The organism is Kribbella sp. CA-294648, assembly GCF_050943845.1.
GTDB lineage: Bacteria > Actinomycetota > Actinomycetes > Propionibacteriales > Kribbellaceae > Kribbella.
This window is the reverse complement of the sequence record NZ_CP191981.1, coordinates 5,644,276-5,664,636: the sequence shown is the minus strand read 5'-3', so window position 1 is coordinate 5,664,636 and position 20,361 is coordinate 5,644,276. Positions and strand designations below refer to the sequence as shown.

Annotated in this window: 14 protein-coding genes; 5 read left to right on the top strand and 9 right to left on the bottom strand. The window is 67.7% G+C overall.

Annotated elements, in window-relative coordinates:
* Positions 1 to 13: 13 nt before the first annotated feature.
* Together ACQPYM_RS26715 and ACQPYM_RS26710 are read right to left on the bottom strand one after the other, a co-directional pair.
* Positions 14 to 1,303, bottom strand: a complete 1,290-nt coding sequence (locus ACQPYM_RS26715) for a ricin-type beta-trefoil lectin domain protein (RefSeq protein ID WP_433005392.1) — start codon at positions 1,301 to 1,303, stop codon at positions 14 to 16.
* A gap of 216 nt (positions 1,304 to 1,519) precedes the next feature.
* On the bottom strand, positions 1,520 to 3,166 hold the full coding sequence (locus tag ACQPYM_RS26710; protein WP_433005389.1) for a cellulase family glycosylhydrolase: 1,647 nt from the start codon (positions 3,164 to 3,166) through the stop codon (positions 1,520 to 1,522).
* Positions 3,167 to 3,555: 389 nt separating this feature from the next.
* Between ACQPYM_RS26710 and ACQPYM_RS26705 the strand changes: the two genes are divergently transcribed.
* Positions 3,556 to 5,226, top strand: a complete 1,671-nt coding sequence (locus ACQPYM_RS26705) for an extracellular solute-binding protein (protein ID WP_433005386.1) — start codon at positions 3,556 to 3,558, stop codon at positions 5,224 to 5,226.
* Positions 5,227 to 5,234: 8 nt separating this feature from the next.
* On the opposite strand, the gene ACQPYM_RS26700 is transcribed toward ACQPYM_RS26705, so the two are convergent.
* Positions 5,235 to 5,531 (bottom strand): substrate-binding domain-containing protein, encoded by a 297-nt coding sequence (locus tag ACQPYM_RS26700; protein ID WP_433005383.1) that lies wholly within the window; start codon positions 5,529 to 5,531, stop codon positions 5,235 to 5,237.
* 409 nt (positions 5,532 to 5,940) lie between these two features.
* Here ACQPYM_RS26700 and ACQPYM_RS26695 point away from each other — a divergent pair, with 409 nt between their 5' ends.
* A complete protein-coding gene (locus ACQPYM_RS26695; protein WP_433005380.1) occupies positions 5,941 to 8,286 on the top strand; it encodes a beta-galactosidase in 2,346 nt (781 codons plus the stop codon).
* A gap of 285 nt (positions 8,287 to 8,571) precedes the next feature.
* Here ACQPYM_RS26695 and ACQPYM_RS26690 read toward each other — a convergent pair whose 3' ends face one another.
* The 3 genes from ACQPYM_RS26690 to ACQPYM_RS26680 form a co-directional block, all read right to left on the bottom strand.
* Positions 8,572 to 11,448, bottom strand: a complete 2,877-nt coding sequence (locus tag ACQPYM_RS26690; protein WP_433005377.1) for a S8 family serine peptidase — start codon at positions 11,446 to 11,448, stop codon at positions 8,572 to 8,574.
* A gap of 232 nt (positions 11,449 to 11,680) precedes the next feature.
* Positions 11,681 to 12,601 carry an XRE family transcriptional regulator gene (locus ACQPYM_RS26685; protein WP_433005375.1) on the bottom strand — a complete coding sequence of 307 codons (921 nt, stop codon included), beginning with the start codon at positions 12,599 to 12,601 and terminating at the stop codon, positions 11,681 to 11,683.
* A gap of 58 nt (positions 12,602 to 12,659) precedes the next feature.
* Complete coding sequence (locus tag ACQPYM_RS26680) at positions 12,660 to 15,233, bottom strand: BTAD domain-containing putative transcriptional regulator (RefSeq protein ID WP_433005372.1); 2,574 nt, start codon at positions 15,231 to 15,233, stop codon at positions 12,660 to 12,662.
* A 99-nt stretch (positions 15,234 to 15,332) separates the two neighbouring features.
* Here ACQPYM_RS26680 and ACQPYM_RS26675 point away from each other — a divergent pair, with 99 nt between their 5' ends.
* The gene (locus ACQPYM_RS26675; protein ID WP_433005369.1) at positions 15,333 to 16,178 is read left to right on the top strand and encodes an alpha/beta fold hydrolase; all 846 of its coding nucleotides are present in this window, start codon (positions 15,333 to 15,335) and stop codon (positions 16,176 to 16,178) included.
* Here ACQPYM_RS26675 and ACQPYM_RS26670 read toward each other — a convergent pair.
* Positions 16,165 to 16,602, bottom strand: coding sequence for a MarR family winged helix-turn-helix transcriptional regulator (locus tag ACQPYM_RS26670; RefSeq protein WP_433005366.1), 438 nt, complete (start codon positions 16,600 to 16,602; stop codon positions 16,165 to 16,167). The genes ACQPYM_RS26675 and ACQPYM_RS26670 overlap by 14 nt on opposite strands.
* Before the next feature lie 116 nt (positions 16,603 to 16,718).
* On the opposite strand from ACQPYM_RS26670, the gene ACQPYM_RS26665 reads away from it, so the two are divergent.
* Positions 16,719 to 17,186: a hypothetical protein gene (locus ACQPYM_RS26665; protein ID WP_433005363.1), complete on the top strand. Its 468-nt coding sequence runs from the start codon at positions 16,719 to 16,721 to the stop codon at positions 17,184 to 17,186.
* A gap of 2 nt (positions 17,187 to 17,188) precedes the next feature.
* Positions 17,189 to 17,485 carry a DUF3817 domain-containing protein gene (locus tag ACQPYM_RS26660; RefSeq protein ID WP_433005360.1) on the top strand — a complete coding sequence of 99 codons (297 nt, stop codon included), beginning with the start codon at positions 17,189 to 17,191 and terminating at the stop codon, positions 17,483 to 17,485.
* Positions 17,486 to 17,574: 89 nt separating this feature from the next.
* Here ACQPYM_RS26660 and ACQPYM_RS26655 read toward each other — a convergent pair whose 3' ends face one another.
* Together ACQPYM_RS26655 and ACQPYM_RS26650 are read right to left on the bottom strand one after the other, a co-directional pair.
* Complete coding sequence (locus ACQPYM_RS26655) at positions 17,575 to 19,554, bottom strand: amino acid transporter (protein WP_433005357.1); 1,980 nt, start codon at positions 19,552 to 19,554, stop codon at positions 17,575 to 17,577.
* A gap of 159 nt (positions 19,555 to 19,713) precedes the next feature.
* On the bottom strand, positions 19,714 to 20,268 hold the full coding sequence (locus tag ACQPYM_RS26650; RefSeq protein ID WP_433005354.1) for a TetR/AcrR family transcriptional regulator: 555 nt from the start codon (positions 20,266 to 20,268) through the stop codon (positions 19,714 to 19,716).
* Positions 20,269 to 20,361: the final 93 nt, after the last annotated feature.

Here is a 20,361-nt window from a genome sequence, read left to right as displayed (position 1 = left end):
AGGGGAGGGATGGTTACGGCTGCTTGGTCCACTGCTGGCCGGGGCTGCCGTCGCAGGTCGCGACAACGAGCGGGGTGTCGTTGGCGGTGCCGCCGCCGGCAGCACCGAGGCAGCGACCGGACAGATCGTTCGTCACCGTTCCGTTGGCGTTGACTGTCCATTTCTGGCTGCCACCGCCAGTGCAGGAATTGATCGTCACTCTGGTGCCTTGCTGGGCTGCTCCCGCGTCCATGCACTTGGGGTTGTCGTAGACCCGCAACTCCTTCGCGGAGGTCTCGCTCCAGCGCTGGTTCGGATTGGTGTGGCAGGTCCACAGGAGCAGCCCTGCGCCGTTGACCTGAGAAGCGGCCGCAACGTCGGCACACTTACCCGAGCGATTGACCAGGTTGTACGTCGTACCGGTGGATCCGCCCGGCGGGACTAGCGGGCAGCTGCTCTGGTACGACGTGATGCCGGTCCAGTCCTGCAACGGGCACAGGAACTGTGGGTAGCGGGTGTCGTGGTCGACGAAGATCTTGAGCCAGGGGATGACCTTGCGCATCATCACCGAGTTCGACGTGGTGGGGAAGCCGTGTCCGGCGCCGGTCAGTTCGAGGTACGCCTTCTCCGTCGTCGCCGGGATCGCGTTGTAAAGGTTCCTGACGCTCGAGGGGGTGACCGTTCCGTCCCGCTGCCCGGCCAGCAACATGGAGGGGACTCGCATCCCGGAGGTGCTCTGTGACGGACTGAAGGGGGCGAGCCCGACAGCGGCCTTCAGGGACGGCCGGCGCAGGGCAGCGGAGATCGCGCCGCCGCCTCCCATCGAGTGGCCCATCACGGCCAGGCGGCCGGCGTCCACCCGGGTACGCACCGAGCTGCGCTGGGTCAGGTAGTCCAGTGCCGCCAGCAACTGAGTGCCGCGGGCGGTGTCGAAATCGTTGCGGCTGAGGGTGTCGATGCCGATGACAACGAAGCCGAACGAGGCGAGCCAATGTCCCATCCACGCACCTTCGGCAGCCCAGGTGGCGGTGTAGCCCGGCACGATCGCGATGGCGCCGAACGTGCCCTGGCTGGCGTCGGTCGGGTAGTAGATCTTCGCGCCGCCGAAGCCGTTGCCGCTGCCGATGCTCAGCTCGGCCGTGGCGAAGGTGCCGCGGGACGCCGCGATGCTGGCCTGCGTCGGGTTCGGCCCGCGCTGGTAGGGATTGTCCGCGGCCGAGGCCGGGGCGACGGAGATGACGGCGGCGGCAACAGCAGTGACGGCGACGAGCGTCGTCGACGTTCGGCGAAACAGGCGGCGTAGCAGGTCTGGAGTGTGAGGCATGGGGCGGAAACCTCTTCCGGGCGGTGGATCAACGGAATATGACTGTGAACGTGCACAGTCTGGATTCCCAAGATAAAAACGCATCAGTGCACGCGCTGGCAAGAGCTCATGGAAAGAAACTGGGATCGTGCACAGCTTCGTGTCCAGGACGTCTTCGGGCATGGCTGTGGGGCCGGCCTCTGGTGAGGCCGGCCGCTGAGCTAGTCGTGGGGTGGGCTACTGGCCGGCGTAGATGGTGGCTTCCTTCGAGGTCTGCCGGATTCCGTTGCTGCCGTTGATGATTCGCTGACCCCACGGGGTCAGGCGGCTGGGGTCGAAGGAGTAGACCATGTCGAGGTACTCGACGCCGCCACCGTTGCCGCTCCAGGACCAGCCGAGATACCCGAGGCCTCTCGCTTGCGCCTGAGCGAGGATGGTGTTCTCGTCGGGATCGCCGTCGCTGTGGAAGTGGCCGAACTCGCCGACCACCAGCGGCAGCCCGGCGTTGCGGAAGGCATCGAAGTACGCGGTGATCTTGGCCGCGGTGTTGTAGACGCCGTACATGTGGATGGAGAACACGGTGTTGCGCTGCGGATCGGCGGCCAGTACTGCGGCCGCGTTGTTGCGCATGATGTTCTGCCAGTCCTGGCCCCACATCGGCGCGTCGGCCATCAGGAGATGCTGGAGTCCGGCGCCGCGCAGTTTCTTGATCGCGTTGCTGGTCGCGCTGGTCCAGGTCGCGCTCACCTGCTGGTTGTTGCCGAACGGTTCGTTGCCCAGGTTGATGACGATGTAGTTCTCCTGGCCGCGGAGCACGCCGGCGATGCTGGTCCAGTAGTTGGCTGCCTGATCCAGGGTCGCGGCACCGCTCTCATCGCCGTACCCGGTGGTGTCGTGCACCTCGAGGACACAGATGAGCCGGGACCGTTTGCACAGCGAGATGATGGTGGTGATCTCAGCCGCGGTGGTCGGCGCTGCTCGATGGCCGCTGCTCAGTACCACCCGGACGGTGTTGGCGCCAGTGGCCTTGATGTTGGCGAAGGAGCTGTTCTGGGTCTTGTACCAGGCGTAGGGATGGTTCACGCCGCGCATCACCAGGGTGGCGCCGTTCGCCTCGACGACTCGGGTGCCGTTGACCCGCAGACCGACCGCGGCGGGCGTGTCCGCGGCCAGGGCCGCTACGACCGCGGGGTACCAGCGCTGCTCCATCTTCTGGATTCCGGAGTTGTTGGGGTGTACTCCGTCGTACGTGTCGGTGCCGGTGTTGAACCCGGACCACTGATCGACGACCGTGATCGGTGAAGCCGCGGTGGTGTTCGCTTGGGCCCAGCCGGGGATGGCGTTGTTCAGGGCAACGACTCGTTGAGCGCAGACGGAGCAGTTGGCGGGATTCAATGGGATGATCCGGGCAACGATGAGCTTCGTCCGCGGGTTGCTGGCCCGCATCTGGTTGAGCAACGTGCTGTAGGCGTTCAGGATCGAGCTGGTGGGAATGTTGCTCCAGGCATCGTTGGTACCGAGGTGCATCAGCACGATGTCGGGCCGGGTGGCCGCCAGCCAGCCGGGGAGCTGGTTGTCGCGGGCGAGGTTGGTCGCCAGGAACCCACCGTGCCCTTCGTTCTCACCGTCGTGGCTGAATCCACAGCCCTGGGCCGGCTGCGTGCCGACGAAGTCGAGGTTGGTGTGGCCGGTGTCGCGCAGATGCCGCCACAGCAAGGCGCGCCAGCAACCGGGCGACCCGGTGATCGAGTCGCCCAGCGGCATGATGCGCGTCGCCGCTGTCGTCGTGGTTACTTTGACGGGCGCCGCGGTGGCCGCCGGTGCGGCGATCAGCAGGGACGCCAGCATGATCAGCAAACTTGCGAGGCTGAACCTTCGGGTCATTCTTCCTCCAGGTGCGGTGGGGGCAGTGCCGCGGTCAGGGCGGGGCCGTAGAAGCTGGAGATCCCGGCGAGATTGGGGTGGCTCAGGTCGAGCGGGGGAGGGCGGCGAGATTTCGAAGCGCTTCGAACTGGGCGTGAACAGAGGGTTACACCTGGTAGCGAAGCTGGTCAAGAGTTGGGAGCGTGCACAGCCTGGGTGCAAAGCTATTCAGAGTCTCTCCGTGCGACACCGCCGCCTCTGAGGGCCAGGCCTGTGCACGTTCTCAGCGGGTTCTTGCTGGGGTCTTGTGGTCGGCGGCCTGCGCGGTTAGTTTGTTCCGCACTCAAACTAATTCCTACTCGTGAGATCGCGATCCGCCGCACGTTCGCGTCTCCGGAGGGGGCCTGATCGTGATCGAATCACCCGTGGACGGCGCACCCAGCCGCCGCAAGTTCCTCGGCCTGCTGGGCACCGGCGCCGCTGTCGCGGCCGGTGGCAGCGCACTCGCCGGCTGCTCCTCCAGCGACAAAGGCCCCAGCACCGAGGGCCGCGCGGAGACCGAGGACAAGCTGGCCGGGCTGATGCCCGCCTACCTCGCCTACGAGCCGGTCAAGCCTGATCTGCCGGGAGTGAACGGCAGTTCGCCGGGCTTCCTCAAGTACCCGACCGAGCTCAAACGCGCCGTACCGGACAAGCCGGTGACCAGCGGCAAAGAGGTCACCGCGATGACCCCGTTGTGGGGGCCGCTGCCACCCGGTCTGGGCAACAACTCGTACTTCGACGCCAACAACGCCCGGATCGGCGCGCCGGTGCGATTCAACATCGTCGACGGCGGGCAGTACACCGACAAGCTCGGTCCGATGCTGGCCGCCGGCAACGTTCCTGAGCTGACGGTGATGATGGGCTGGATGGCTTCGAGTTTCACCCGGTTCAGTCAGGCCGCCGACAAGCTGTTCGAAGATCTCACGCCGTACCTGGCCGGCGACAAGGCCAAGGACTACCCGATGCTGGCGAACCTGCCGACCAGGGCCTGGGCCTATGGGGTGTGGAACGGCCAGCTCAAGGCGGTTCCCTACCCGGGAGCCGGTATCCCGTGGGCGCTGTTCTACCGCAAGGATCTCTTCGACCAGTACGGGGTCGAGGCGCCGAAGAACATGGACGACATGCTTGCTCTCGGCAAGGAGTTGACCAACCCCAAGGCCAACCGGTGGGCCTTCGGGTCGATGGTGGCCGAGGTGGCGCGCGCCTTCCGGGCGCCGTCGGGCTGGCACAAGGACTCGGCCGGAAACCTGAAGCACCAGATCGAGACCGCGGAGTACGAGCAGGCCGTCGCGTTCAACCGCCGGTTGTTCCAGTCCGGCTATGTGCACCCGACCATCCTGGGCAACGCCGGGGCCGACGTGAAGCCGCTCTTCGAGGGCGGCCAGGTGCTGATGTACCAGGACGGGCCAGGCTCGTGGGCGGAGGCGTTGCAGCGTCAGCTGCCGATCAACCCGAAGTTCAACATGCAGCCGGTGATGCCGTTCGCGCACGACGGTGGCAAGCCGATCGTCTGGAAGGGCGAGCCGGCGGGCATCTTCACGTTCGTGAAGAAGGGCCTCGGGGAGGAGCGGATCAGGGAACTGCTCGGCGTCCTCAACTACACGGCTTCTCCCTTCGGTACCGAAGAGGCCGTGCTGTGTGCCTACGGCGAAGAGGGCAAGCACTACGTCAAGGAAGCGTCGGGGGCACCGAAGCTCACCGCTCTGGGCACCAAGGAGGTTGCCAACAGCTACATCTTCCTCGGCGGCCGGCCGTCGGTGATCAGCCAGAGTCAGTACCCCGGGTACGTCGAGGGAATGCACGCCTGGGAGAAGGAATCGGTCGCACACGCCCAGGACAACCCGTTCGAGGGGATCCGGGTCGAGCAGCCTTCGAAGCTGGGTGCCTTGGACCAGCCGTTCGACGACAAGGTGCAGGACATCCTGCGCGGGCGGCGCCCGATGAGCGACCTGAAGGTTGCCCTGAACGACTGGCGCAAGAACGGCGGTGACGAAGGCCGGGAGTTCTTCGCCAAGGTCCTCAGCGACAACGGCCGATAGGCCGGCCGTCAGTCCGGCGGGGGTGTCGTCGAGCCCCGGATCACCAGTTCGGTTGGGATGGTGAGGTGGCGGGGCTCGGCGCCGTTGATTCGCTCGGTCAGGAGTTCGACGGCGGCCTTGCAGATCAGGTCGAAGTGCCGGCGCATCGTGGTGATCGCCGGTACGACGGAGGTGGTCGCCGTACTGTCGTCGAAGCCGGCCACGGCGACGTCGTCCGGGACTCGTCGCCCGGCCCGTTGGAGCGCCTCGGTCGCTCCGGCTGCCATCACCTCGTTCGCGGCGAACACCCCGTCGAGGTCCGGCACCGGCGGTGCCCGCGGAGGCTCCTGGCCATGCTGTTGGCGCGAAGCCTGTCTCGGCGATAGCGCGATCGACGGCTTCGCGCGCGGCCGCGCTGACCCACCCTTCGTTGTTGAGAACCCGCGAGACGGACCCCGGGAGACGCCGGCGGCCGTCGCGATGTCGTTGATCGTCGGACGCTTGCCCGGCTGCCGGTCCGTCGGTCCTGTCACCCTGCTCCGTCCGGCCGCTGTCGGCCGCTGCGGCCCTTGACGGTCAACGTAGAACAGGCAAGGCGTGGCCGGGCGCCCGCGTGGCCGATTCCGGTCACGCGCCGCGGGGAAGACCGGTACGCCGACGAGGATGGATGCCGCGTTCAAGGATCGGTGATCGGACCGCCGCCACCGTGACGACTGGCAACGGAGGATCTACTCGATGACATTGTCCGGCGAACTCCGGATCACCACCCCGCACCGGATCAGCGTGTCCCGGTGGCCGGGTGAACCGCGGCGGCCGAGGATGGTTAACTCCGAGGATCGTCGGCTTGGGCTCGGGCTGTCCGACCGTGGTCTGGAGCGGGACGGCGTGCCGGTTATCCCGATCTCGGGGGAGCTGCATTACAGCCGGATGCCTCGGGATCGGTGGGAGGCGCGGCTGCGGGCGACGGTGGCCGGTGGGGTGACCGCGGTGTCGACGTACGTGCCCTGGCTGCATCATGTGCCGGAGCGAGGCGAGCCGCGGTTCGATGGCAATCTCGATGTGGGCGCGTTTATTGATGCCTGCGGCAACCTTGGGCTCGACGTGGTGTTGAGGATCGGGCCGTGGTGCCACGGCGAGCTGCGCAACGGTGGCTTTCCGGACTGGGTCGCGGGTGCGGATATCGCGCATCGCATCGACGATCCGCAGTACCTGGAGCTGGTCGAGGAGTGGTTCGGGCAGTTGGCCGGGCATCTCGGACGGCGGGCTGGGCCGGAGGGTGTCTTGCTGGCGATTCAGCTGGACAACGAGTTGTACGACCAGCCTGGGCATCTCGTCACGCTCAAGACACTGGCTCGGCGGGCAGGGATGGCCGCTCCGCTGTGGACGGCGACGGCTTGGGGTGGTGCGGAGTTGCCTGCGGGGGAGGTGTTCCCTGTGTATGGCGGCTATGCCGATGGGTTCTGGGTTGAGTCCGAGGCGGGCTGGGATCCGTCGTTCCGGGAGCACTTCTTCTTCAGCCACCGGTGGGACGATCCGGGGATCGGTGCGGATCTGCGGCGGGACGATCCGTCCATTCCGGCTGACGGTGGGTCGTCGGGTTTCCCGCCGGCGACCTGTGAGCTCGGGGGTGGGATGGCGACGGCGTACCATCGCCGGCCGGTGCTCGCGCCGCTCGATGTGGCGACGGTGGGTTGGTGCAAGATCGGCAATGGGTCGGCCTGGCAGGGGTACTACATGTTCGCCGGTGGGACAAATCCGGTCGGCCGGCCGGATGGTTGGCAGGAGTCCCACGCGACTGGGTACCCCAATGATCTGCCCAGGTTGAGTTACGACTTTCATGCGCCGATCGGGGAGGCGGGGGAGATCACCGGGTCGCATGCCGAGCTTCGGCGCCAGCATGCATTCCTGTCCGCCTTCGGTGCCGGGCTGTCGGAGTTGCCGTCGTGGCTGCCCGAGGTCAGGCCGGCTGGGGTCGGGGACAGTACGACGCCTCGGTGGGCGGTGCGGTCGGATGGCGACCGCGGGTATCTCTTCCTGGCATGGCATCAGCCCTATGAGCAGTTGGATTCCTTGCGTGACGTCCAGTTCGAGGTCGCCGCTGTTGGCGCTGCTGAAGGCACGTTTACAGTTCCGTCGGAACCGGTCACCATCGAGCCCGGGACGTTGGCGTGTTGGCCGCTGTTCCAGGAGTACGGCGGGATTGTGATCGAGTGGATCACGGCTACGCCGGTCACGTTGCTTGAGGGGGTCGGCGTACCGGTTCTGGCGTTGCTGGCGGATCGGAGTTTGCCGGTCGAGTTGCGGCTGCCTCCTGGTGCGACGGTGACGTCGGAGGATGGTCCGGTCGAGAGTGTGGGCGACGGGACGACGTACAGGTTGGTTGCTTCGGAGGTACCGGTGAGGTTGGTGTCGGCTACTGGCGCGCTCGACCTGCTCGTCCTGCCGGCGGATCTTGGGTCGGAGCTTTGGGTGCGTGAGCGGCCGGAACGGGCTTTGTTGTTGTCCGATTGCGAGGTTTCGTGGGGTGCTGAGGGGGCGGTGCGGGTGGTCGCGGCGGGTAGGGTGCCGCGGTTGCGGCGTTATGAGCCCGATGCTGGGCGCTTCGTGACGGTGCCGTTGGAGCCTGCAGGTGGGCCGGGGCGGACGGGGGTGGCGCGGGTGGAACTCATCCGTCCCGCTGGTGAGGTGCCGGCTAGCTATGGGGAGCGGGAGGGGCGCGCATCCAGTCCTCAACCGTCGGATCTCGACCGGCTCGCGAGCATCTATCGCGTCACTTTGCCGGACTGGGTTGACGACGTCGAGGCACGGCTGCACATCACGTGGGCCGGCGATGTCGCCGAGCTGGTTGTAGACGGTGTGACGGTCGCCGATCGCTTCTGGGACGGAACCGTCTGGACGATCGACCGTCGCGACGCGGGCCTCGCAACCGGTGCCGACGTGGTACTACGAATCCTCCCACTGGCGACCGAAAGCCGAGTCTGGCTACCACCCGAAGCCCAGGCACTCCGAGCAAACCACCCAGGCCAGCTGATCCACACCCCAACTATCACCATCGAAGAACTAATCACCTGCGAGGAGTAGCCAGAAACCCCCACGCTGCCTCACCGCTCGCTCCTCCGTCGCTCACCCTTCGGCGCTCACACCCACCCCGGCGCTCCTCCGTCGCGCGAACCAAGAGTTCCGGAGGCCGGCGCGGTGGGCCGGTCTCGTGGTCGGCTGCGACGGCTTCGTTGGTGGCGAAGGATGATGCCGTCAGCAACGTGTAGTTGCTGACGGCATCGACTGTGGTTGCTCTTGGCAGCTGTCTGGCATGTTCCGAGCCGGTGCAGGGGGTCGGCTCGGAACATGGTCAGGACGGCGGGTGGGTTAGTACGGGAAGATGAACCAGTAGAAGGTGGTTGATGCTGTTGCGCCTGCGCTGTCGGTGACTTTTGCTGTTGGGCGGTAGTTGGTGGCTACTGTCGGGGTTCCGGTGATCAGGCCGGTGGTCTGGTTGATGGACAGGCCTGCTGGTAGGCCGGTGGCGGTGAAGCGGTTGTTGCCGGTGCCTCCGGATGCCTTTAGTTGCAGGGTTACCGGGCGACCGCGGACCGAGGTCTGGACGCCGGGGTCGGACAGTGTGAGGGTGGTTGAGCCTCCGCCGGTGACTGTGAGTCGGTAGGTCGTCTGGCGGGTGACCGTGTCGCGGGTGCCGTTGATGGTGATGGTGTAGTCCCCGGCCGGGGTGGAAGCCGAGGTGGCGATGGTGAGTTGTGCGCTGCCGCCGACGTCGATCTTTGTCGGGCTGAACGTTGCGGTGGTGCCGGTCGGTAGGCCGGTGGCGGTCAGGGCGACCTCGCCGGTCGGCGGCTGGGTGGTGCCGAGTTGCTCGTTGGCCCAGTCGCCCATCACGCCCCACAACTTGCCGTGTGCCTGGTAGGTGGCGCAGTCGGTGCGGAGCCAGGAGAAGACGCCGTAGATCTTGCCGTTGTGGAGGTACGGGCCGCCGCTGTCGCCCTGGCAGAGGCTCGGGCCGCCGCTGGCGAAGCCGCTGCACATCATGTAGCGCTCGTCGAAGTGCCCGGAGTACGAGTTGCAGTTCTGACCGTCGACGGTGGGCAGCACCGCCTCGTACAGCTTGGTGTTGCGTTGGGCGTCTTGCGAGTCGCTCTTGCCGTACCCGATCGCCGTACCGCGCGTGCCGAGCGGCAAGGTGTCGCCGGACTTGGCGACCGACGGGTACGCCATTCCCGCCGGGGTCGGGATGTCGGCGGTGGTCGTGATCACCGCGACGTCGAAGCCGATTCGCCAGCCGTCGCTGGCGTTGTAGTTCGGGTGGGTCAGGTACTCCTGGATCCCGATCCGGACGCCCTTGCTGGTGTCGGCCAGGTCGTCACGCCCATAGACCAGGTACTTCTCGCCCTGCGCGAACTTGCAGTGTGCCGCGATCAGTACCTTGCGCGGCGCGACCACCGAACCGGTGCAGGACTGCTCGGTGGGACGAGCACCGCCGACGCGGTGCTGCGAGATGATGAACGGGTACTTGCTGACGGTCGTCAACGTGCCACCGACGACTCCCACACCGGAGCCTGGCCCGGCACTACTCTCCTCCCGCATCGCGGTCTTCGACTCACCGGTGTTCGCGGGCGAGACGCTCGTGGCGGTCGCCCGCACGGTGGTGGTCACCGTGTTGCCGGCGGTTACCGATCCGGACGTCGGGTCGGTGCTCAGCGAGAAGTCGTCGGGGACGTCGCCATTGACGGTCAGACCGACGCTCGTCGTACGGGTGACCGCGCCGGTGCCCGTGATCGTGACTGTCGCCCGGGCCGGACTGGCCGAGGCGGCCGCGGTCAGGGTGAGCCGCGACGAGTTGCCGGCGGTGACCGACGCCGGATCGAACGACGCGGTGACACCGGACGGCAGACCACTGGCGGACAGCTGCACGGTCTGCGCCGCGCCGCGAGTCACCGTGGTAGAGATGGTGGTGGTCACCGAACTACCGGGATCGACACTGACCGCGGTCGGGTTGGCGGCCATCGAGAAGTCGTCCGTGGCCGGCGGGGTGTTCGGCACATAGAGGAGTTTGTTCGGGGAGCCCGACGGGATGCTCGACATCTTCCCGGTGCTGGCGTTGTCCATCACCCACTGGTGCAGCTGGGCCGGAGTACTGCTCGGCGCGTCGTGCAGCCGCAGGGCCATCGCCCCGGCGACGTGCGGCGCCGCCATCGACGTACCGCTCAGATTCCCGTACGCCGAGTCGCTGCCGCGGAACGCCGAGCTGATCCCGGAGCCGGGTGCCCACAGATCCATGCAGCTGCCCGCGTTCGAGTCGGACGCCCGAGTGTCGCTGCTGGTCGCGTTGGCGACCGTCAGGGCCTCGGTCATCTGACCGCCAGGGCCGTAGTTGCAGGCGTTGCCGCCGTTGTTGCCGGTGATCAGCGACCACTGCACGCCGGCGGCGATCGAACCGCGGATCGCGTTCACCGCGATGTCCGGGTCGCCGGTGTAGACGCTCAGGTTGGCCACGGCCGGCTTGACGGCGTTCTTCGCGAGCCATTCCGCGGCCTCGGCCACGACGATGTCCTCGCCTTGGCCGTCGCAGCCGAGGACCCGGACGGAGACCAGGTTCGCCTTCTTCGCCACGCCCCGGGTGCTGCCGGCGACGATGCCGGCCACGTGGGTGCCGTGGTTGTGGCAGTCGTTGCCACCGTTCGGGGTCGCGAACAGGTCGACGCCGAGCTTGGCCCGGCCCTCGAACTCCTGGTGGCTGTAGCGGATGCCGGTGTCGACGATGTACGCCGTCACGCCGGCCCCGTCGTTGGGATAGGTGTACTTGCTGTCCAGCGGCCGGTCGCGCTGGTCGATCCGGTCCAGTCCCCAGTTCTGCGGGTTGCTCTGGGTGCCGCCCGGCCCGTTGGCGGTGCCGATCCGGGCCGTTCCACTCTGTCGTACCTCGGCGACATCCGGGTGGGCCGCGAGCCGGCGCGCTTGCTGCTCGGACAGGTCGCGGACCACGAAGCCGCGCATCGTCTTGGTCAGGACGGTGCCCAGCCGTCCGTCGTACCGGTTGGCCAGCGCACTGGCCGCCTTCTCGGTCGCCGCGGCGGTCGCCACCGCTTGGCGGTTCGGTGCCAGTGTGACCAGATAGGTCCCGGCGACGGGCTTCTCGGCGACGCTGACGACGTGGCCTTCGGGCTCTGGCGCGGCTGACCCGGCCGATGCCGTCGCCGCGGTGACGGCGAACGCGGCCAACGCCGCAACCATGAGTGGTGCGGTTCTTCGCAATAGGCGCATGCGTGCTACCTCCTTGGGGCGGAGGGGCCCCGGCGTCCGCCGGCGCCCAGGAACAGCAGGACGCTAGCTACGCCGATCAGCGCGGTGGGCGGAATTCAGGTGTTCCCGACCGACTGCTTCCGCTGCCGCGTTCGTGCAGGTCAGCGGGCGTTTCTGTTCACAGTTTTACGAGGTATTGCCGGTGTTGTTGACGGCCGCGCCGTCACCACAGCCACCGGACGCCGACGGTGCCGGCCTGCACCTGCGGGACGACCAGCGAGGTGGTGCCGGAACTACCCAGCCACAGGTCCTCGATGTGCCGGTCGTTGTCGTCCGCGCCGGACCGATCGTAGCGGCGTACCCAGGCGGGCTGACGGCCGACGAACCTGAGTTGCAGGGTGTAAAGCGCGCCCGGCCTGGTGAACCGTCGGTAGAAGTTGTCCATCGGTTCACTGAGCGGCAGCCGCACCTCGTACTCGACGACGGCCCGCTCACCGGCCATCAGCGGCCGGTCGAAGAGGAACTCGGCGACGAACTGACGGGTGGCCAGGTCGCAGCGAACCCGGCCGCGACGCGCGAACGCCACCCCGACGAGCTCGGGCACCAGGTCCTTCGGGTCATCGACGATCTCGTGGTACACCATGCAGCGATCGACCCGCTCGGTCAGTGCCTCGACGACCAGCCGGACGCGTTGACGCCGTACCTCGCTGTCCTCGTCCACGACGAGCAGGTCGCTCACGCTGAGGAAGGCGAGCTGCCCGTCGGGCGGTGCGTGCATGGCGGCGAGCAGTGGCTCCGACGACGGCCACAGCTTCCAGCGGTCGACCGCACCCGCGGGGTGCCCGACCCAGCGGCCTCGGGGCCGACGGGTACCGAGCAGCGCGAGCAGCGCCGACGAGGGCAGGCCGAGGATCTCTTCCAACCTGGCCACGGCTTTCAGGGACTCACTGCGTTCCGGCCTGCTGCGACCGTTGCGCCAGTACGACAGCGCCGTACGGCTCACCGAGACGCCGTCGGCCGCCAGTCGTTCGCACAACGCACCCAGCGACAGGCCCGATGCCGCGATCGCCGAGTCGAGCGCGGCCTCGAACGGCCCGGTCCGCAACAGCTGTGCCAGCTCCCGGTTCTTTCGCGCCACCGCCATCCGCTCATAGTCACGCGTCAACCGCGCCCCGTCCAGGCCAACTGCCTGGGTCAAATATTTAACCCAGTAAGGATTTCAGTTGTGCCGCCGCCGACGGGTCGAGTTCGCGAAGGATCGCCTCGGCCCGCCGGCGCGCGTCCGCGTCGTCCACCAGGTCCGCCAGATGCGCGTACGTACTCGCTTCGCCGTAGCGGTCACCCAGCTGAACGAAGACCAACAGCGCTTCCCGGTACGCCGACTCCGCTGGTGCGACCTCGCCGTTGCGGGCATACGCCTCTGCTAGGCAAGCCAGTGTGTGCGCCTCGTACGCGCGATTGCCGACCTGCCGGTGCAGCTCCAACGCCCGGTTGCCGTCAGCAAGCGCCGACTCGTTCGCACCGAGCCGCCCCGAGTACCAAGCCACGTCGCTGAGCGCCATCGCCTCGCCCGCCACGTTCCCCGCGGTCCGGAACAGCTCCAACGCCGACCGCGCCGCCTCCCGCGCAGCCACCTCGTTGCCCTGTACTCCGAAGGTCAGGTCCCGGTAGTGCTCGGTCCACGCCTGGTCGACAGGAGTCGTGGCCAACGCCAGCGCCCGGTCCAGGTGCACGTGTGCCTCGGGGAACCGACCCAGATCGGCGTACGCGAATCCAAGGAACCGGCGCGAACGCGACTCGGCCGCCTCCGACCCCAGTCGCGCCGCGGCCTCCACTGCAGCGTGCTGCGCGGCCACGCGGTCGTGCCAATGTCCCTGCCGGTGCAGGTAGACATGGGTCGCCCATGCCAACTGGCAGACGTACGCCGGTTCGTCCACGCGGAGCAACGCGAGCAGCGCCGACCGCTCTGTCTCGAACCAGGCCAACGCATCGCCCTGCGACTCCAGTGCCGACACGACCACGCCGTCCGCCGGCTCGTCGACCGGGATCGTCTCGCCGTGACTGAACAGCAGCCGATCCGCTGCCCGGGCGGTGTGAACGTAGTGGTCGAGCAACCGCGTCAGCGCTGTCTCGTCGCCTGCACCGAGCTCTCGGGCGTACGCGCGCAGCAGGTCGTGGAACGCGTACCGCCCTGGTGTCGGCTCCATCACCAGATGCGCCCGAGCCAGCTCGGTCAGCTCGCGACGTACGTCCTTGCCCGCCAGCGAGGCTGCGGCATCCAGCCCGACGTCAGGTCCAGGATGCAGCGCTAGCAAGCGAAACACCCGAGCCGCTGACTCCGACAGCGACCTGTACGACCAGGAGAACACTGCCCGCGCATTGCTCGTCGCATCGCCCGCGTCGAACCCGTCCAGTCCTGCCTCGGACAACTCCGCACTGAGCGCGGCCAACTCGTACCCCGGTCGCAGAACCGCACGCGCCGCCACGATCGCCAACGCCAGCGGCAATCCCACGCATCGCTTAGCCAACTCGGCCACGTCTGCAGGCGAGGCCTCTGTCCGTACTGCGCCGAGTCGCGTGGCGAGCAGCCGCTGAGCTTCCTCAGCGTCGAGCAGGTCCAGCGCGAGCACATGTGCGTCGGCACCAGTCACCAGACCCGGCAGCTGGTTGCGGCTGGTCACCACTGCGAGGCAACCGGGTGCTCCCGGCAGCAGCGGCGCAACCTGGCCAGCGTCTCGCGCGTTGTCCAGCACGACCAGTGTGCGGGTGTCCGCCACGAGGCTGCGGTACAGCGCAGCTTGTGCCGACGGGCTAGCAGGCACCTGCCGCCGCGGCACCCGCAGTGCTTCCAGGAACCCGCGCAGCGCCTCACTCGGCGCCAGCGGCGGCTCCGACGGGTCGAAGCCACGCAGGTCGACGTACAACTGCCCGTCCGGGAACCGCTCCGCGATCTGATGAGCCCAGTGCACTGCCAGTGTCGTCTTGCCGACGCCCGCCGTACCAGAGATCACCACCGGTCCAGCCGGCAGCGCGTCGAGTGCCGCGAGCTCTGTCTCCCTGCTACTGAACGACGCCGGGTCAGCTGGCAGCTGCCGCGGTACGGCTCGCGTGGCTGGCTCTCCGGCGAGCAGTGAGGCGTGCAGGTTCCGCAGCTCCGCGCTGGGATCCACACCGAGCTCGTCTGCGAGTCGACGCCGCAGCTGCTCGTACCGCGCGAGCGCCTCCGCGTCCCGGCCCTCCGACCGCAGCGCCTCGAGCAAGCGTGCCCACAATGACTCCCTGAGCGGGTACCGGTCGGCGAGCTCGACAAGTGCGGGCACGTCGCCGCTGCGTTCCACAGCCTCGAGGTACCGCTCCCACAGCCGGACGCCGTACGTCTGGTCCAGCCAATCCGAGCGCAGCCCGTCGAACGGGTCACCACGCCACAGCGCGAGCGCCTCCGCGACCCGGCCAGCATCCAGCAAGGCAGTGAATCGCAGCGCGTCCACGGCTTCGGGGGAGACCGCGAGGGCGTACCCAGCGCCATGCGTCTGCACAACAGAATCGCCCAGCAGCCGCCGGAGTCGGCGTACGTTGCTCTGCACGTTTGTCCGCGCATCCACGCCGCTGTCCATGCCCCACACAGCGGTCGCGATCCGCTCGGCCGGAACCGTCCGACCCGCCGACAGAGCCAGTACTGCGAGGAGAACGGGCAGCCGCTCACCAGGCAGTGCCAGGGCCTGGCCGTCGACAACCACCCGCAGCGGACCGAGCAAGCCGATCTCCACCTGCGTCACGGGCGCCATCCTAGGCGTGACTGGCTGCCCCTGGCGGAAATCCGGGCCCTGAGCAGCGGTTTTAGCGCCGTGTCAGCGCCGGCTGATTCGCTTCCTGCCATGACCGACTACGTGACTTCCACCGACGGAACATCCATCGCCTACGACCGCCAGGGCTCCGGTCCGAACGTCGTCATGGTCGGCGGCGGGCTCGACGACGGCCGTGAGAACGAGCCGCTGGCCGCCTGGCTCGTCACCGACTTCACCGTCTACAACTACGCGCGCCGCGGCCGCGGCAAGAGCGGCAACACCCAGCCGTACGCAGTGGAGCGCGAACTCGAGGACCTGGAGGCGCTACTCGCTGAAGCGGGTGGGACCGCGCACCTGTTCGGTGCCTCTTCGGGAGGCGGCCTCGTACTCCGGGCCGCCGTGGCCGGCCTGCCGATCGATCGGCTCGCCGTCTACGACGTGCCGTACTGCATGGACGACGAGACCTATCGGCGCGCGCAGGAGTACGTCGCGAAGGTCGTTCCCGCCGTTGCCGAAGGGCGGCTCGACGATGCGCTCGAGCTGTTCCTGTGGTTCGCGGGCTCGGCGCCGGAGGAGATCAGCGGCATGAAGGCCGGTCCGTACTGGTCCGCCATGCGCGAGGTCGCCCACACCCTCGCGGCCGAGGCCGCCTGCCTCGGCGACCACCGCCCACCCAAGGAGCTGGCCGGCATCACCCAGCCGGCTCTGGTCGTCGACAGCGGCCAAAGCGCCGGCGCCCCAGGCATGAGCGGCCTACCCAAGAACTTCTTCGCCACCGCCGCGGACGCCATCGCCGACCTGGTTCCCCAAGCCGAACGGCGCACCCTCCACGACCAGGGCCACGTCGCCACCCCCGACACCCTAGGCCCGTTGCTCAAGACCTTCTTTGCTCCTGATCGTGCGCAGCACCACCTGACTGGGCCTAAGGCTCGCTGAATGCGGTGAGGGTGGCGAGGATTGTCTTGGTCCACTGGTCCGCCTCGGCTGAGCCGATGGTTTCGCGGAGGCGCTCGTCGACGACGGCTAGGACGGCGCGGCAGCGGTTGAGGAGCTCGTGGCCGGACTCGGTCACCTGCAGGTCGGCGGTGCGTCCACGACCGGGGGCGGTCAGGCGTTCGACCGCGCCCATCTCCTGCAGTTGCAGGAGGGTGGACTGCATGCTCTGGGTCGTGATGCCGTCCCGGCGGGCGAGCTCGCTGTAGGAGAGGCCCGGCTGGTGTGCCAGATGGCCGAGTGCGGAGAAGTGGCGCATGGTCAGGCCCTGCCGGCGCAGCTCGACATCGACCTGGTCGCGGAGTTGCCGGCCGATCATCATCAGCAGGATCGCGAGGCTGATCGGCGGCTGACCGGGCTCTTCCATCGCCCCATCATGGCAGCCGCACACGGCAGCGGCGGCAGGGCGGCCGGGAGAGTTTCAGCTTGCCTGATACTTGAGTTACAGTCTGGCTGAAACCCGCTCCCCGAGATCGGATCCGGATGAACAAGTTCCTGCTCAGCATGCACGTGATCGCCGCCATCATCTTCGTCGGGCCGGTGACGGTCGCGGCCAGTATGTTTCCGCCGCTCGCCCGGCGGGCGCTCCAGGCCGACCGGCCGGAGACCGGCGTACTGCAGATGCTGCACCGGATCAGCCGGGGATATGCGATCGGCGGTCTCACGGTGCCCGTCTTCGGGATCGCCGTCGGCGCGGGGCTCGGGGTGCTGACCGACTACTGGCTGATCGTGTCGATGGTGCTGACGGCCGCGGCGGCCGCCGTACTGGCGTTTGCTGTCCTGCCTGCCCAAGGGCGGGTGCTGGCTGCAGTCGACGGGCCAACTGGAACAAGGGACGCAGTACTACGGAGCGCGAAGTCGTTGTCGATGACAACCGGGATCTTCGCGCTGCTGTGGGCCGTCGTCGTAGTGCTCATGATCGTGCGCCCCGGCTCGACGACGGGAGTCTGACGATGCTCAAGGGTCTCAAGATCGCGGCCGCCGTCGAGGCGGTCAGCGTGTGTCTGCTCTTCCTCAACCTGTTCACGGTCCACTGGCCGGCCGTGTCGTCCGCACTCGGTCCGATGCACGGTACGGCGTACCTGGTGACGATCGTGATCACGTTGTCCATGGCCGGCGCGTCCACCCGAGCCAAGCTCCTCTCGCTCGTGCCGGCCGTCGGCGGCTACCTCGCGTTGCGCGACCTGAAAGGGCTAGGGGAGAAGGTCGCTGGCCCAGAGGCCGAGGGCCATGCCGCCACCGAGGAGTAGGACGCTCAGGACAAGCTTGTAGCGCAGCGCCGAGGCCAGGCCGGCGAGAACGAGGGTGAGAGCCAGCACCCATAATCCGATTCCCATGGTCAGCCGACGTGGATGCCGGGGCGCTGGGCCGGGCCTGGTTCGTGTTGCCGGATGATCTCGCGGACGACGGGGGCGGTGTCGCCGCGGCCGAGGATGAGGTAGCGGAGCAGGTGGGTCAGTGGGTTGCCTTCGGACCATTCGAAGTGGCAGTGGGGCCGTATGCCGGTGGTGTCGCGGAGGGTGAGCAGGATTGCGGCGATGGCGTTGGGGGCGGCGGGGCTTTGGGCTCGGAGGATGCGGTGGCTGTCGATGTCGATGCCTTCGACGCGTAGTGCGTCGCTGAAGGTGGAGGGGTCGACGACGTCGATTTCGAGGAACATCACGTCGGCGTGGCCGGGGACGGGGTCCATGGCGCGGACCTCGGCTTCCTTGGCGGTGTATTCGGCGGCGTCGCCGGCTTGGCGGCGGTTGGCGATCAGGTTGAGGGCGCCGTCGTTGCGGATGGAGTCGGTGATGAATTGGCGGGCGGTGTCGTCGAACTCGATCCGGTCGGCGCGCAGTTCGGTGGTGCGGGAGATCCGGGAGATCAGTGAGACGGTGATGATGCCGGCGATGAACAGGCCGGAGATGGCGATGCCGTCGGGTTTCTCGCGGATGTTCTCGGCCAGGGCGTAGAGCAGGATCAGGGTGAGCACGGTGAACGCGATGGTTGCCTTGCGCTGCCGTCGTTTCGCCGCGGAGATGGCGACGGCGACGGCTCCGGAGACCATCATGGCGAGGATTCCGGTTGCGTAGGCGCCGGCCTGGGCGTCGACGTCGGCGCCGAAGGCGATGGTGATCGCGACGCTGATGGCGGTGTAGACGAGCACGACGGGGCGTACTGCGCGGCCCCATTCCGGCGCCATGCCGTAGGTGGGGAGGTAGCGCGGGACGATGTTGATCAGTCCGGCCATGGCCGAGGCGCCGGCGAACCACAGGATCAGGATGCTGCTGATGTCGTAGGCGGTGCCGAAGAGTTCGCCGAGGTGTTCGTGGGCGAGGTAGGCCATCGCGCGGCCGTTCGCTTCGCCGCCTGGTTTGAACTCGTCGGCCGGGATGAGCACGGTGGTGATGAAGCTGGTGGCGAGGAGGTAGACGCTCATGATGAGGGCGGCGGCGGTGAGTAGCTTCTTGGTGTTGCGGATCCGGTTGGCCAGGCGTTGCTTCGCGTCCTCGCCGTCGGAGGCGACCAGCGGCATCATGCTGACGCCGGTCTCGAACCCGGACATCCCCAGAACGAGGAGGGGGAACGCGACGATGGCCGGGCCGACGATGCCGCCGAACCCGCCGCCGCCCTCGGTGAGCGCGTCGATCCACTGGGAGAAGGCGCCGGCGCCCGTTGCGACGTCGTACAGGCCGACACCGACGACGGCCGCGTTGAGTGCCAGGAAGATCGCCACCAACGGGATGGCGACGCCGACGGCTTCGCTGAAGCCGAGCAGGAAGACGCCGCCGAGGATCAGCAGCAGTACGACCGTGACTGCGACCTCTTGCCCGTGCAGGAAGTCCGGGGTGTAGGGGTTCTCGACCAGGTGGACGGTCGCGTCGGCCGAGGACAGCGTGATCGTGATGATCCAAGACGTCGCCACGAAACCCAGCAGCACCAGGACGAACAGCTTCCCGCGCCAGAACGGCAGCAGGTTCTCGAGCATGGCGATCGAGCCCTGACCGTGCGGGCTCTCCTTGGCCACCCGCCGGTACATCGGCAACATGCCGAGCAGCGTCAGAGCAACAATGAGCAAGGTCGCAAGAGGCGACAAGGCGCCGGCAGCGAGAGCCGCGATACCGGGCAGGTACGAGAGCGTGGAGAAGTAGTCGACCCCGGTCAGGCACATCACCTTCCACCAGGCCTGCGGCGGCGCGTGCCCTTCACCGGTCTCCGGCCCGACCGGCTGCACCTGGTGCTGCAACAGCCATCCGCCGGCCCCGCGAGACGGACGATCCGGGACCCCAGGCCCGTCGACAGTGGCCGGTACTACGTACTCGTCTGCGGTCGTCACGCGAGACAGAATGCACGACCTCCGGGCCAACTCCGAATCGGTGTTAGAACCCTGTGAGAACCCCACAATGCACCCCAGAACGCCGCTATTCTGCACCGTTTCCGCCCGAGGTCTGCTCCCGCAAGCCGCGCGGCCCCCGGTCAGGTCAGGGGGTACAGATCAGGGGGCTGCGGGTAGTGCGGCGCGGATGACCAGCTCCAGCACGGGACGGGGGTCGGTGGTGTCGTGGCGCGCGATGCGGTGGAGGTTGATGCCTTCGCAGCAGGCCATGATGGCGGTTGCGGCGGTCTGTGGATCCTTGGCGCCGAGACGTGCCAGCGAGACCACGACAGCCGACTCCATCGTGGCGCGACCGGCGGTGATGATCCGCCGAATCTCTTCGTTGTGGTTCGCCTCGAGGAAGAGCACCAGCCGGGCCGCCGTGAGGGTTCGGTGCGTGCCGGTGGTGGTGGCTTCGACGAGGGCGCAGACCGCATCGATGAACGCCTCCACAGTCTCTGGTTGCGTCGCACCCTCGACGCCGGGCATCTCCCGTTGGGCGAGGGACTCGGCGACACCCGCGACGAGTGCCTCGCGGGTCCGGAAGTAGTTCGAGGTGGAGCCTTTGGCGACGCCGGCGCGTTCGTCGACCCGTCCGTGGGTCAGAGCGCGCAGACCCTCGGTGCCCAGCAGCTCGATCGCGGCGTTCAGAACCCGTGGTTTTGTTGTCGTCACCTGGCCACTATAAAGGTAGTGCGGATCCACTATGAACATAGTGACAAGGCACTACGTAAGTAGTACGGTGAACGATGAGAACGACCTGCAGGG

Excerpts from the sequence above, each read along its gene's own strand:
- ACQPYM_RS26665 (WP_433005363.1), top strand. The coding sequence starts at position 16,719 with ATGAACAAGTTCCTGCTCAGCATGCACGTGATCGCCGCCATCATCTTC.
- ACQPYM_RS26670 (WP_433005366.1), bottom strand. The coding sequence starts at position 16,602 with ATGGAAGAGCCCGGTCAGCCGCCGATCAGCCTCGCGATCCTGCTGATG.
- ACQPYM_RS26715 (WP_433005392.1), bottom strand. The coding sequence starts at position 1,303 with ATGCCTCACACTCCAGACCTGCTACGCCGCCTGTTTCGCCGAACGTCG.
- ACQPYM_RS26690 (WP_433005377.1), bottom strand. The coding sequence starts at position 11,448 with ATGGTTGCGGCGTTGGCCGCGTTCGCCGTCACCGCGGCGACGGCATCG.
- ACQPYM_RS26660 (WP_433005360.1), top strand. The coding sequence starts at position 17,189 with ATGCTCAAGGGTCTCAAGATCGCGGCCGCCGTCGAGGCGGTCAGCGTG.
- ACQPYM_RS26685 (WP_433005375.1), bottom strand. The coding sequence starts at position 12,601 with ATGGCGGTGGCGCGAAAGAACCGGGAGCTGGCACAGCTGTTGCGGACC.
- ACQPYM_RS26675 (WP_433005369.1), top strand. The coding sequence starts at position 15,333 with ATGACCGACTACGTGACTTCCACCGACGGAACATCCATCGCCTACGAC.
- ACQPYM_RS26695 (WP_433005380.1), top strand. The coding sequence starts at position 5,941 with ATGACATTGTCCGGCGAACTCCGGATCACCACCCCGCACCGGATCAGC.
- ACQPYM_RS26710 (WP_433005389.1), bottom strand. The coding sequence starts at position 3,166 with ATGACCCGAAGGTTCAGCCTCGCAAGTTTGCTGATCATGCTGGCGTCC.